Annotated in this window: 13 protein-coding genes; 1 reads left to right on the top strand and 12 read right to left on the bottom strand. The window is 39.9% G+C overall.

Features of this window, described 5'->3' with window-relative positions:
- Positions 1–18: 18 nt before the first annotated feature.
- Genes AC1M9A_RS08305 through AC1M9A_RS08295 form a run of 3 tightly spaced genes read right to left on the bottom strand, consistent with a single transcriptional unit; the run spans position 19 to position 4,250 of the window.
- Positions 19–1,218: an alanine racemase gene (locus AC1M9A_RS08305; RefSeq protein ID WP_481587549.1), complete on the bottom strand. Its 1,200-nt coding sequence runs from the start codon at positions 1,216–1,218 to the stop codon at positions 19–21.
- Between the two features lie 3 nt (positions 1,219–1,221).
- Positions 1,222–2,511, bottom strand: a complete 1,290-nt coding sequence (locus AC1M9A_RS08300) for a D-arabinono-1,4-lactone oxidase (protein ID WP_481590350.1) — start codon at positions 2,509–2,511, stop codon at positions 1,222–1,224.
- On the bottom strand, positions 2,508–4,250 hold the full coding sequence (locus AC1M9A_RS08295; protein ID WP_481610011.1) for a neutral/alkaline non-lysosomal ceramidase N-terminal domain-containing protein: 1,743 nt from the start codon (positions 4,248–4,250) through the stop codon (positions 2,508–2,510). The genes AC1M9A_RS08300 and AC1M9A_RS08295 overlap by 4 nt, the downstream gene beginning before the upstream one ends.
- Positions 4,251–4,514: 264 nt before the next feature.
- On the opposite strand from AC1M9A_RS08295, the gene AC1M9A_RS08290 reads away from it, so the two are divergent.
- Positions 4,515–6,155, top strand: coding sequence for an acyl-CoA synthetase (locus AC1M9A_RS08290; protein WP_481587552.1), 1,641 nt, complete (start codon positions 4,515–4,517; stop codon positions 6,153–6,155).
- A gap of 56 nt (positions 6,156–6,211) precedes the next feature.
- On the opposite strand, the gene yjgA is transcribed toward AC1M9A_RS08290, so the two are convergent.
- From yjgA to mazG, 9 genes are all read right to left on the bottom strand, one after another.
- Entirely contained in the window at positions 6,212–6,745 is a 534-nt protein-coding gene (yjgA, locus tag AC1M9A_RS08285) for a ribosome biogenesis factor YjgA (RefSeq protein WP_035265351.1), read from the bottom strand.
- A gap of 2 nt (positions 6,746–6,747) precedes the next feature.
- On the bottom strand, positions 6,748–7,017 hold the full coding sequence (locus AC1M9A_RS08280) for an HPr family phosphocarrier protein (protein ID WP_035265349.1): 270 nt from the start codon (positions 7,015–7,017) through the stop codon (positions 6,748–6,750).
- On the bottom strand, positions 7,014–7,865 hold the full coding sequence (gene rapZ / locus AC1M9A_RS08275; protein ID WP_035265345.1) for an RNase adapter RapZ: 852 nt from the start codon (positions 7,863–7,865) through the stop codon (positions 7,014–7,016). Before rapZ ends, AC1M9A_RS08280 begins: the two co-directional genes overlap by 4 nt.
- 39 nt (positions 7,866–7,904) lie before the next feature.
- On the bottom strand, positions 7,905–8,744 hold the full coding sequence (gene panC, locus AC1M9A_RS08270; RefSeq protein ID WP_481591532.1) for a pantoate--beta-alanine ligase: 840 nt from the start codon (positions 8,742–8,744) through the stop codon (positions 7,905–7,907).
- 2 nt (positions 8,745–8,746) lie between these two features.
- The gene (gene panB / locus AC1M9A_RS08265) at positions 8,747–9,556 is read right to left on the bottom strand and encodes a 3-methyl-2-oxobutanoate hydroxymethyltransferase (RefSeq protein WP_179998618.1); all 810 of its coding nucleotides are present in this window, start codon (positions 9,554–9,556) and stop codon (positions 8,747–8,749) included.
- 40 nt (positions 9,557–9,596) lie between these two features.
- Positions 9,597–10,085, bottom strand: a complete 489-nt coding sequence (gene folK, locus AC1M9A_RS08260; protein ID WP_481591534.1) for a 2-amino-4-hydroxy-6-hydroxymethyldihydropteridine diphosphokinase — start codon at positions 10,083–10,085, stop codon at positions 9,597–9,599.
- Positions 10,082–11,539 (bottom strand): polynucleotide adenylyltransferase PcnB, encoded by a 1,458-nt coding sequence (gene pcnB, locus AC1M9A_RS08255; RefSeq protein WP_481588712.1) that lies wholly within the window; start codon positions 11,537–11,539, stop codon positions 10,082–10,084. The genes folK and pcnB overlap by 4 nt, the downstream gene beginning before the upstream one ends.
- Before the next feature lie 153 nt (positions 11,540–11,692).
- Positions 11,693–12,103, bottom strand: a complete 411-nt coding sequence (locus AC1M9A_RS08250) for a ComEA family DNA-binding protein (protein WP_092768325.1) — start codon at positions 12,101–12,103, stop codon at positions 11,693–11,695.
- Positions 12,096–12,890, bottom strand: a complete 795-nt coding sequence (mazG, locus tag AC1M9A_RS08245) for a nucleoside triphosphate pyrophosphohydrolase (protein ID WP_481587553.1) — start codon at positions 12,888–12,890, stop codon at positions 12,096–12,098. Before mazG ends, AC1M9A_RS08250 begins: the two co-directional genes overlap by 8 nt.
- Between the last annotated feature and the right edge of the window lie 66 nt (positions 12,891–12,956).

Raw genomic sequence — 12,956 nt, 5'->3', positions numbered from 1 at the left:
CTTTTTTTCTTTTAATCACTACTCTCTAAAATTTTCCCAAGGTTCAAATCTACTCGTTTCCAAATCAGATGAATTCCACTCATTTTCTTTTCGATAAAGGTACGTGCGATTGAACTGCGGGATGACCACCTCACTCTGGCTCGGTCGAATAAATACATAGTCATCAGGATGGATATCAATTTTACGATCGACACAAATCATTTCCTGGTTGGTGCTTCGTCCATACAATAAATGAGGATGAGATTTTGCTGGATAAACATATTGACCCATCCAATAGCCACCGTAGATAAAAACCGCTTGATGCTTCTGAAAGAATTTTATTTTTTTAAATGAAGGTATCCCTGGCAATGAGACTTCGTCTAATACTTTCAGTACGGGACTCGCAATATATAAAGCGGGTTTAAGCAAAGAAAGATGTTCAGAATCAAAATCGCTGGGCTTTAGCAACATTGAGCCAAATGACAGATCATTACACACACTATGTTTCACGTGAAAACTAAAGGTTGGACTTCCTCCTCCGTTAAAACACAGCTGAGCATGATTTAAATCTGGGAATTGGTGTTTTAAGATGTGCTGATAATTTTGATAAATATGTTGAGACTCAGCATAAGCTGTTTCTGGACGCTTCACCATCTTAGGTAGTTTAGTAACATGCGCATCGTAGCCCATTAAACCACTCAAATTTAGCGTTTTTTGATGCTGCTGAATATAATTGAGCATTTGTATAAATTCAGCAGAATTTTGAACGCCTCCACGATGTAATCCCACATCAATTTCAAGATTGATATTGAAGCTAAATCCCAGTTGATCAGCCAAGGCATGATATTGTTGCAAACGAGCAAAGGAATCAATTAACCAATGTATCTTGCATTTGATTGGCGTGTGATGGTTTTGATAAAACCTTTCTACTGCACGAATTGGCATCGGCTTGCCAAAGAGTAAATCAGCTTGATCAAAATGATTGAACATCAATTGTAAGTGATCAATATGAAATACCATAAAGTGTTGGGTGTCTAAATCGAAACTTAGCTTTTTTAACAAAGGCAAACAAGCCAAAGATTTAACGACTAACCGCGGTTTTAAGTGCTTTGCCGAAGCTAGCTGCTGTTTTACATAAGCAATATTAAAGTTTAATGCATCGTCATCGATCAAGAGCATAGGTTGACCTAAACCATGTGCCCGCAAATCATCATTCATTTGATTAAAAAAACTATTCATCTCTCATCCTTGTTGCCCAAGTAATAGTTTTTCAAGATAGGGATTGAGAAACTTTCGATGGGGATCGAGCGCTTCTCTGATTTGCATAAATTCATTCCATTTCGGATAAAGAGCTCGCATCTCTTGGTGAGACAGTTGATGCATCTTAGCCCAGTGTGGACGGCCTCGATATTTTTGAAAAATCGGCTCAATAAGATCAAATACTTTTTGAGGTGACTGCTTATAATATTGATGGATTGAAATCGAAATACTGTCTTGCTGATAGAAAGGACTTAGCCAAATATCGTCCCCTTTGACCACGCGGAATTCGATAGGGAAAAAAGAATTTATTTGATATTTTCTAAACGTTGCAATCACTTCTTTGATGCATTGAATACCATTCTCAATTGGAATTTGATATTCCATTTCATTGAATTTGGTATTCCGAGGTGTTGCAAAAATATCACCCGACCAATCAATGAATTCTGTTGGCTTCACAAAAACACCGACTAATTTTTGAAGATATTTCGTCAAAAAAGGGGCTTTTTTAGAAATTTCACAACACCATGTTAAAAGTTGATCCTCAGATGGCCAAGAAGTTTCTCTTGGCTTCACCTCACCCTCTGTAACATCAAGTGTTTTAAAAATTAACTGATCTGTAAAAGGGAAAATAAAATACTCCAAATGCCGATGTTGGTGCATCAATTGGAGAAATTGATCAAGGCTTTCTTCTACAGGGGCTAAATGAATTTTCTCTTTCAATTTATATCTAGGGCGGTTTTGCATGGTTATTTTCGTTAATATCCCGAGCGATCCCAACGATACTCTACCTGCCTGAAAAATTTCAGGGTTCTCCGTCTTTGAGCATTGGATTAAATCCCCATTTGCCTGTAATAGCTCAAAATCTTCTACATAGCCTGAAATAGAATATAGCGCTGCACCTGTCCCGTGTGTTCCTGTAGATACAGCACCAGCTAAACTTTGTTGATCAATATCACCCTGATTCATAAGCGACTGCTCATAAGGCGCAAGATGCTGGCCTAAATTGAATAGTCGAGTACCTGCCCATAACGTCGCTTGGCATTTAGCCTGATCAGCATTTAAGACACTTGAAAATCGGTCTAAAGAAATAATAGACGCATCCGTTTTTACCAACGGAGTAAATGAGTGCCCTGCACCAACCACACGAACTTTAGGATGTTGAATCACAATATCCTGTAATTCATGTAATTGGTCTGGATATAAGATATGTTGCGGGTTTGAGTGGCAATATCCCGACCAGTTAGACCAATAATGATGTGTCAGATTACTCATGTTGCCAACTCCTTTTGTGCAACGGCGGTTTGAACATTTCCCCGATTGGTTCTTTTCTCTAATTCTTTTTGAGGTACTGCTTTAGGTACGCAATTTGATAATTGACGTTGTTCAGGTGGCAAACAAATCTGTTTAGCCAAATGTTTAAAATAGGTTTGAAAAGCTGCCAAAGTCCATTGACCAAATAAAGTGTGTCCACCTTCATAGGCTTGTTCTTGATATTCTTCGAATGTCGTGACATAGCCCATATAGTCATTACAATAAGATGCAAACCAAATTTTTGCGTTAGGAAATGTCGGTAATACACTTTTCTGAATGGTATTTAATACGCGCTTACCTGAAGTTGTTGTAAACTCTCCGGGAACACATACCAAAAAAAGTTGACCGATTCGAATGAGCTGAATTGGCACAATATGTGGCACTAAATCGCTTTCTTGAATTGCGCCGGCGTGAACTTGAGCATTCATTTCAGCAATGAGTGGATCTAAAACACCAGGAAGTGAACCTAATTTTTTTCCTAATATCCGATGCTGACCCGATTCAAAAATAATATTTTTGGGTCCTTGAGCATGATAAAGCTTCTGATAATAAGCACTTTCCACTGGATCTTTTGAATTCAATTTACTTCGTTTGAATTGTTTTGAAAGTAAATTCATAGCCATGATCAATGGCTTTGCAGCACCCACACCATCGACTGGTGTGCCCGCAATAAATGCTGTCCCATGACAAGCTTGGCTTGTTATCGCATTGCTATATCCACCTGAAAACTCTGGATCAGCCACAGTATTTGCCATATCCACATACTCGAGTACTGCATCCAAATCTTGATATTGGATGTTTTGATTCTGTTTCTCAAGTAAAGCGGCTAAAGCATACTCACTCTGTATACGACCATTGTTTCTCGCATAGATGTATTCTGCTTCACCTTTTATCTTTTTTCTGATCTTAGTCTGATTCTTTCCATGGAAGTGTGGTGACACATCGCCTGCTGTTGCTTGCGCAAATATACAAACTGGTCCATCCACCCCAGCAGCACTTAAGGTCTCTTCCGAAAGTGTTGCGGCATAGCCTTTATTATCACCATCATGAGCGTCTAATTGATTGCCCAAACATGTCGCATGCACACCAAAAAGTGACAACAGAGAATGAAGCTTTTCCCCACGATAAAAGCCAAGGACTTGCATTTGTCGATTGATTGCTTTGTAAGTTTCAGATTCATCGACGAATGCAGTATCGAGATTTCGATTATACGCTTTTATCGAGCGATTCCATGCCACAGGGACTTGCTCAGGAATGTCAATTGTCGCTAATCGAATCTCTGTAAAATCGCGATTGAATAATGCCTGTTGAATACTGGATTGCACAGCATCCACAACTGCATCAAGGTGCTCAGGCACAAATCCTGGTGTCGGCATATTATAAAGAGCTTCATAACCACAACCGCCTGGACCTGAATGGGTATGCGTTGCCATTAGAACCAAACGATGCGGATCGAAACAATCCCTCAACGTTTCATTCAAGCGTTGGATTACATTGATTCGAATTGCTGAAGTAATACAGCCAAAATCTAGACAACATAATATCAATGGGGCATCTTGATCTTTTTGAATGGTCACTGTTCTCGCATACAGCGCAGTTCTTTTTTTATAGGCACGGTGATGCCACATCCCATAGCCAAACATGGCATAGCCTTTGGGTTCGATGTTAATTTCATCTTTCCCCCACCCAACAATATACATATGCAAAATCCTTTTGCTTTTATTATTCGATTTTGAAACTTAAAATCTGTTTAAAATTTACCCTATTTCTCGATCAATTACATTATTCAGCACAAATAAATATCACCAACTTCACGAATAAATCGCAATAAAATGAAGTTAAAAAATATGAAATTTCGCCTAATTGACAAAATGTCACGTTTGCTCGACTAAAGGATAAATGTATTCCGTTTATTTTTTGCTTATCTTTTACTCAGGATTATAAAAATGAAGATGGATACTAAAATGAATTTAAGTCCGTATGACGAACTACCTAGAACGCCAGCAAATTTTGTTGCCCTTTCTCCACTCAGATATTTAGAGCGTGCGGCCTATATCTACCCTCAGCAAGATGCAATTATTCATGGTACACGCCGGATTAGCTGGAAAGAAAAGTACAAACGTTGCCGTCAATTTGCCGATCAGCTGCAAAAGCTTGGTATTCAAAAAAATGATACTGTGTCGGTATTACTTCCAAATATTCCAGCCATGATCGAAGCGCATTTTGCAGTGCCTATGGCAGGCGCTGTACTCAATACATTAAATACGCGCCTAGATGCAAAAACACTCGCATTTATGCTTGAACATGCTGAATCAAAAGTACTTTTAGTTGACCCTGAATTCTCAGAATTAGCACAGGAAGCTTTAGCACAAGTTCCTCAGGACATTTATGTTATCGATGTTGCAGATACTGAATATGAATTCAATGATCAAGCGCCCCGTATTGGAAAAATTGAGTATGAATCTTGGCTTTCACAAGGTAATCCTGAGTTTGAGTGGCAATTACCACAGGATGAATGGGATGCCATCAGCTTAAACTACACCTCAGGCACAACTGGGAATCCAAAAGGTGTGGTCTATCATCATCGTGGGGCTTATATTAATGCAGCGAGTAATATCATTGCTTGTGGTATGACACCCCGTGCCACCTATTTATGGACTTTGCCTCTGTTCCATTGTAATGGATGGTGTTTCGCTTGGACCATGGCCGCCAACGGTGGCACAAATGTTTGTCTTCGAAAAGTTGATCCAGCACAGATCTATCAATTGATCGCGGATCATCAAGTCGATTACTTCTGCGGTGCACCAATTGTATTGTCCATGTTGATCAACACACCAAAAGAGCAACAACGCGAAATTAATCATCGAGTTGAAGTGATGGTTGCTGGTGCAGCGCCACCAGCTGCCATTATTGAAGGTATGCGAAATTTAGGAATCAATGTTACCCACGTCTATGGTCTCACTGAAACCTATGGACCATCAGCGCTATGTGCTTCGCAAGCAGGCTGGAGTGATTTAAGCATCCAAGAACAAGCTCAACTACATTCACGTCAAGGTGTACCTTATCCACTTCAAGATGGGATGAAAGTACTAGATCCTGAAACGATGCTGCCTGTACCGAATGATGGTCAGACCATGGGCGAAATTATGTTCCGTGGCAACATTGTCATGAAAGGGTACTTGAAGAATCCTGAAGCCACCGCTGAAGCATTTGCTGGTGGATGGTTCCATACTGGCGATCTTGCCGTATGCCAGCCTGATGGTTATGCCAAAATCACAGATCGCTCGAAAGATGTGATTATTTCTGGTGGTGAAAATATTTCTTCACTTGAAGTGGAAGAAGTACTTTATCAACACCCTGCCGTGCTGACAGCTGCAGTTGTTGCAAAACCTGATCCACGTTGGCAAGAAGTTCCATGCGCATTTATTGAATTGAAGCAAGGGCAACAAGCTACACCTGAAGAAATCATTGAATACTGCAAACAACATCTTGCTCGATTCAAGGTACCTAAAGACGTAGTGATTACTGAAATCCCTAAAACTTCAACAGGTAAACTGCAAAAGTTTGTGTTGCGAGATTGGGCAAAAGATCGTGCTGCACTCTAAATATTAAGCATCTAAGAAATAAAAAAGGTCTGAAACATCAGACCTTTTTTTGACCATTAACGATCAGAGATAAGTGCAACTTGCTGAACGTAATTCAGCAAATTTAACTTAGATTGTGCAACAGCATCCTCACCTAAGTTTTTTTGAATATCACGTTCAATACGAAGTAAATGCTGACGTATTGCATGATGCTCTGCAGCATTGTAAGTCTTCATAAATTCTTTAATAACAGGCTCACCTTGTGCAATCATACGATCGACCCAGCGGTGCAATTGTGCTGTCTTTTTCGCCCCTTGTTGAGGTGTCAAATAAGATAAGATCATGCTCTCGTCTTCATTGCGTAATAATTTACCAATACGCAAAAATTGACGACGACGAGCCTCACCTGATGTTATCAATTGAACATCCAATAAAGCTTCAATTAAGCGTTCTTCCACAGGAAGGCTTTCAATCTTTTTTTTGGGTAACTCAGCAAGTTGAGCCCCTAAAGCAGCCATACGTTGTACAGCTTTCTTTTGTTCAGTTTTACTTGCACGTCCTTCTAAAGACTCAAAATCATCTTCAGTAAAACGTTGCGATCGACGTGCCACGATTATTCAGCCTCGTAAAATTTTGCTGCGAATAATGCTTGAACTTCAGACAAAGCTTTCTCTTCATCTGCCCCTTCAATCACTAGTCTTAATGTAGTTCCTTTGCCTGCACCGAGCATGAGCAAAGACATAATATTTTTGGCATCGACTAATTTATCGCCCTTACCAATTTTAATCGAACTTCGAAATTTGGTAGTGACCTCAATGAGCTTGCCTGACGCACGCGCATGTAATCCTAATTTGTTAATTACGTCAACAGTTGTGTCAATCATGACCAGTGCTTCATTTCTCTATGCAAGACCTGAATAGACCATTGTGCCTCAAGCGCCTTTTTGAGTCTATCCACAATAAATACAGAGCGGTGCTGACCACCTGTACATCCAATCGAAACCGTAATGTAATGGCGATGCCCTTCTGCAAAGGCAGGCAACCACTTCTCTAAAAATTGCTTTAAATCCTCAAACATCATATTCACTTGGTCAAATGATGTCAGGAATTTTTCAATGGGCTCATCTAAACCCGAATATTTTCTAAGCTCTAAATCCCAATGTGGATTGGGTAAATGCCGCACATCAAAAATAAAATCAGCATCCAACGGAATACCATGCTTATATCCAAAAGACTGTAAAATAACAATTAAGTTATCTACCTGCCCTAAGCGGGATAATAATGTATCTTTAAGATCATGGACACTTTTATCTGATGTATCAATCTGTACAGTTGCTCTTAATTGAATCGGCAACAGTAATTGTTTCTCTTCCTGAATGCACTCATTCAGACTTTTAAAACGATTCGCCAGTGGATGAGGTCGACGCGAAGCACTAAAACGAGCAATTAACTCTTGATCTTTGGTGGTGAGATAAATCACCTCGACCTCACCATGTTTTTCCAGTTGCTGATAAACTTGCTCAAATTCTTGCAAATCAGCGCGTGTACTCCGAACATCAACCCCTAAAGCCAATTGTTCTAAATTATTTTCTTGATCTAACTTTCCAACGATCTCAGGAAGTAATGCTAGCGGCAAATTATCGATACAGTAATAACCTAAATCTTCGAGAACCTGCAATGCAGATGACTTCCCTGAACCGGATTGTCCTGTAACAATAAGAATTCGCTTCATGCACCACACCTGACGATCATCATCGAGTTTAATCCTGTTTTAATGACTGATTTGTAAATTGTCGATCAAGCGTGTCGAGCCAATTTTCGCAGCAACAAATAACACAATATCTTGGTCAAATTGCTCAACTGCCTGCAACATTGGATTACGTGCTTCAACATAATCCACGACAAAGCCAGCATTACTTAAAGTTGATTTTATCTCAGCAAGAACCTCTGTAAGCGCTTGACCTTGTTTTAAATTTGTTTCAGCAGTTTTTAAAGATTGATAAATCACTGGTGCAATTTGACGATGTTCAGCCGAAAGATAACCATTACGTGAACTTAATGCCAAACCATCTTCAGCACGTGCAATTGGCACACCAATAATTTCAATCGGCATGTTCAAGTCACGTACCATTGTCTTAATCACAGCCAACTGCTGGTAGTCTTTTTGACCAAAGAATGCAAAATGTGGTTGTACGATATTAAATAACTTCGTTACCACTACCGCAACACCATCAAAGTGCCCCGGACGTTGAGCACCACATAAATCATTGGTGATTTGACCGACACTAATGTTAGTTAAGCGAGGTTGACTGCCATACATTTGCTCAACTGAAGGTGCAAAAATAATGTCACAACCCTCTTCAGCCAACAACTGACTATCTTGATCAAGTGTGCGTGGGTAACTGTCATAATCTTCATTTGGGCCAAATTGAATCGGATTCACAAAAATACTGACCACAACCACATCACATAATTTACGTGCTTCACGTACTAAATTTAAGTGACCTTGATGTAGATTCCCCATGGTCGGGACAAAACCAATAGTCTTTCGTGCTTGACGAGCAGCATGAAGTGATGCGGTTAAACCATGGATTGTTGTTTCAGTTTTCATGATTAAAGCTCAACTTGGAACGTATGTTCTTTAGCAGGGAAAGATTGATCTAGTACAGCAGCATGATACGATTTGATTGCATCAAGAATGGCTGTTTCACCAGACTGTTCTTTCATAAAATTACGTACAAAACGTGCAACACGACCGAAGTTTAATCCCAGCATATCTTGAACAACCAGAACTTGCCCATCGGTTTGTGCCCCAGCACCAATACCAATCACAGGTACATGCGGAAATAGTTCTGTAATTTCTTGACCCAATTGTGCAGGTACACACTCTAGCAATAACACTGCAGCCCCAGCCTCAACAACGGCTTTACAATCAGCAATCAGTTGATCCGCAGCTTCACGCGTTTTGGCTTGTAATTTATAGCCACCAAATACATGAACGGATTGCGGCGTTAGTCCAAGATGGACACACACTGGAATACCATTGCGAGTCAATACTTCTACCGTTTCAGCAAGCCAAGCACCACCTTCAAGCTTGACCATTTGTGCGCCAGCCTGCATCACTTTTTTCGAGTTTACTAGTGCATCATTAAGTGTGGCATAACTCATAAAAGGCAGATCAGTTAAGATGAAAGCATGGTTATTTCCACGACGTACAACTGAGGTGTGATAGACCATATCTTCCACATTCACAGGCAACGTTGAATCATGGCCTTGAATAGTCATCCCAAGCGAATCACCAATTAAAATGGTATCTATTTCAGCAATTTCCATTGCCTTCGCCATACTGGCGTCATAACAAGTCAGACATGAAAATTTTCGACCTTGCTGTTTGAATTGTCTTAAATCGCTCAGACTGATCATAAGATGCCCTCTAACACAGTTCCTTAGAACATTTTAAAGTTTAAATATTGATCCAAGATGAATCTGCTAAAACATCCAATTGGCTGTGTTTTGCAATATTCGTTTCTCGAATTTTCTGTCCATGAATTTCTAATTCGACATCCAGATCTAATAACGGCAGTATGACAAAATCTCGCTCAAATATCCCGATATGCGGAACAGTTAAGCGATCATTTTGAATCGTTTGATCACCATATAACAATAGATCTAAATCGAGTGTGCGTTCACCCCAACGACGTAAACGCACCCGCCCTGCTTCATTTTCTATTTTTTGTAATTCATCCAATAATTCAAGCGCCGTTAGACTCGTATCTAAACGAACGACCGCATTGTGGTAATGTGGTTGGTCTTGAGGACCCATAGGTGGACTATGATAAAGCCTTGATGCTTTCACCATACCCAGCATTGCCAGTTTCGTATAGGCTTCTGCCATCAACTGCTGAGAATCACCTAAATTACTTCCCAGTCCAATATATGTTCGTACTGTCATTGGATAGGACCAAACACCACTGTATTTAAATCGCGTTTGACACGTTTACGCTTCAAAATAGGATGATCAGCTGCAATACCATTATCCAAAGCGATACTCGCATTTTGCTCTGTTCTTCGCTCATTCGCTGAAGCGGCCTTACGACTGCGGCGGCTACGTGACTCCGTTTCTTTAACTAGCGGTTCAATCTGCTGAGGCTTTGTTTCCGCAACATCTTCGGTCACGGCAACTTTACGTCGTGATTTAGTCCGTTGACGATTGTACTGCGCAATCACACGCTCTTTTTCGTCCAAAGACATCAACTGATAAGCATCCCACCATTGACCCATGCCATTGGTCGTCTGATCTCCAGACTTTTCACGCAGCAACATAAAGTCAAAACCTGCTCTAAAACGAGCATGACCTGAGAGTGCTTCAATTTGCTGAGGTTTTGGGTTCAACAAACGAGTTTGCATTTCCCAAACTTCACGAATAAATGTTTCTGCAAAACGCGGGATAATCGTGCGTGTCGCTTGGCGCTTCAGCACATCTAAGCCAGCTTGAGCACGTGCTTCAGCTGCCACAACACCTTTGTGCATATAAAAATCACAACGCTCAAGGAATGGTTTCCACAACAATACCGCATAGAAAAATGCAGGGTTGATCGTTTTACCAATTTGAATTCGCTGATCTGTATTTTTCGCTGCACGTTCAATAAATGCATCAATATGAGGAGGAATATCTGCAAATAATTGCTTCCAGATTCCAAACTCAATCAACATCGGGAGCACACGATTCAAATGCCCCATTGTGAATAACTTTTGAGATTCATCATATAAACGATGCGGTGATACATCACGTAAAAGCAAGGTTGCCTCAGGTGTAAATACATCTAAAATTGCAGGATCAATTTTAAAGTTAAGTTTCGCAGCAAATCTCAGTGTTCGTAACATACGAACTGGATCTTCTTCAAAACGTAACTTTGGATCCCCCAATAAACGCAATGTTTTTGTTTTTATATCATCAATAGCGTTACAGAAATCAAGAACGATACCCTTACGCGGTTGGTAATACATCGCATTGATTGAGAAATCTCGACGAGCAAAATCTTCTTCAATTGAGCCCCAATTATTATCTCTTAGAATCATCCCTGCAGCAGAAGTCACTGCTTTTTTAGGAGGAGCTCGGAAAGTGGCCACTTCAATTAATTCACGACCAGAATAGACATGAGCCAACTCAAAACGACGACCAATAATTCGGCAACGACGACCAAATACTTCTTTAATTTGTGAAGGTGTCGCATTGGTTACAGCATCGAAATCTTTAGGCGCAAGTCCAAGCATCAAATCACGGACACCACCACCGACGATATAGGCTTCATAGCCGGCTTTAGTTAAAGAATCAATAACATCTAAAATGGAAGAAGGTAATTGTGCAGTGGATAAACCGCACTTTGACGCGTGCAAAGTTTGCAAAAGACGCTGTCTCCTACGTCAGAACGTAAAATCATAATTGTGCTAATCATAGCTCTAACACAATCAAAGGGCAATTTTATTCTCCAAGATTCACCGTCAAAATTGATTAAATTTCAACACCCCTTAGTGCCATTTGATCTCTATAAAAATGTGTTAGAGGGCTAACTGGTTGCGATTCTTTTCGATAAACTTTGGACCTATTCCTTTGACATTTTGAAGTTCATCTACTGACTTAAAACTGCCATGCTTTTGCCGATACTCAATAATTGCAGCAGCTTTCTTCTCACCCACTCCTTTAATCATTTGTAGTTCAACCATTGAAGCCGTATTAAGACGAACTTTAGTTGATTGCCCGACACCACCAGCTGCTTGCTTTGATGATGTATTTACGGCTGGTCGAGATAAATAATGGTTCGCACTTTGCCGGTTAAGTCGTTGATCATGAGCTTCTTGCTCTGCTTTCCATTTTAAGTAAGATTGATCAAACTGTTGTGGATATGCCGAACTGATTAAACTCACACATGCAGTAAATATCAGAAGAAGAAAAGAAATGATGCTATTCATGTTGAACCTGAATTTTATTGTTATGTTGCTTTAGATACACTTTTGCCTGATCCCACAATTGGTCCATTTCTTTGAGACTCATATTTTCAATGGGCGTATTTCTATTTTTTGCCTGCAACTCAATGTATGAAAAACGTTGTTTAAATTTGTGGATGGTTCCAAGTAGAGCCATCTCACTTGAAATGCCGATTTTACGTCCAACATTGATTAAAGAAAATAAACAATCTCCAAACTCCTCTTGTATTTCGTCGGAATTTTGATGGTTGAGCGCCTCTCTCAATTCAGATAACTCTTCATCTAACTTTTCATACGCTTGCTCAACATTTTCGAAATCAAATCCAATCTGAGCTACATTTTTTTGAATTTGCTCGGCTTGATCTAAGGCAGGACCCGCTTTAATTTCATCTAAACGTGATTTAGTTTTGTCTTTTTTCTCTTCAGCCTTAATTTTTTGCCAAAGTTCACTCACCTGCTGTTCATTCAGTTGTTCAAACTGAGCCGATTGAAAGACATGAGGATGTCTTCGAATCAACTTGTCGCACAGTGTTTCCACCACATCATGAAAATTAAATGCTCCTTGCTCACTATACATTTGCGATTGAAATACAACTTGCAGCAGAAGATCTCCCAATTCCTCTTTTACATGCGCTGTATTTTGTGATCGAACTGCTTCTTCTACCTCATAAGCCTCTTCAATCGCATAGCGAGTCAAGCTTTCAGGCGTTTGTTTTTGATCCCATGGACATTTCGCACGAAGCTCTTGCATGATATTTAAAAGTTTTTCCATGAAAGTTGATCTCTAGTGAATGATGAGTTTAAAGATATTGTTGATTCAATGAACAATCTTATGCTC

It is taken from the genome of Acinetobacter sp. ANC_7634, from assembly GCF_056779875.1.
Note: the sequence above shows the minus strand (reverse complement) of the source record. Positions and strands in the feature narration are given on the sequence as shown.

Excerpts from the sequence above, each read along its gene's own strand:
- AC1M9A_RS08290 (WP_481587552.1), top strand. The coding sequence starts at position 4,515 with ATGAATTTAAGTCCGTATGACGAACTACCTAGAACGCCAGCAAATTTT.
- AC1M9A_RS08305 (WP_481587549.1), bottom strand. The coding sequence starts at position 1,218 with ATGAATAGTTTTTTTAATCAAATGAATGATGATTTGCGGGCACATGGT.
- panB (WP_179998618.1), bottom strand. The coding sequence starts at position 9,556 with ATGATCAGTCTGAGCGATTTAAGACAATTCAAACAGCAAGGTCGAAAA.
- AC1M9A_RS08280 (WP_035265349.1), bottom strand. The coding sequence starts at position 7,017 with ATGATTGACACAACTGTTGACGTAATTAACAAATTAGGATTACATGCG.
- panC (WP_481591532.1), bottom strand. The coding sequence starts at position 8,744 with ATGAAAACTGAAACAACAATCCATGGTTTAACCGCATCACTTCATGCT.
- folK (WP_481591534.1), bottom strand. The coding sequence starts at position 10,085 with ATGACAGTACGAACATATATTGGACTGGGAAGTAATTTAGGTGATTCT.
- rapZ (WP_035265345.1), bottom strand. The coding sequence starts at position 7,865 with ATGAAGCGAATTCTTATTGTTACAGGACAATCCGGTTCAGGGAAGTCA.
- mazG (WP_481587553.1), bottom strand. The coding sequence starts at position 12,890 with ATGGAAAAACTTTTAAATATCATGCAAGAGCTTCGTGCGAAATGTCCA.
- AC1M9A_RS08250 (WP_092768325.1), bottom strand. The coding sequence starts at position 12,103 with ATGAATAGCATCATTTCTTTTCTTCTTCTGATATTTACTGCATGTGTG.
- AC1M9A_RS08295 (WP_481610011.1), bottom strand. The coding sequence starts at position 4,250 with ATGTATATTGTTGGGTGGGGGAAAGATGAAATTAACATCGAACCCAAA.
- AC1M9A_RS08300 (WP_481590350.1), bottom strand. The coding sequence starts at position 2,511 with ATGAGTAATCTGACACATCATTATTGGTCTAACTGGTCGGGATATTGC.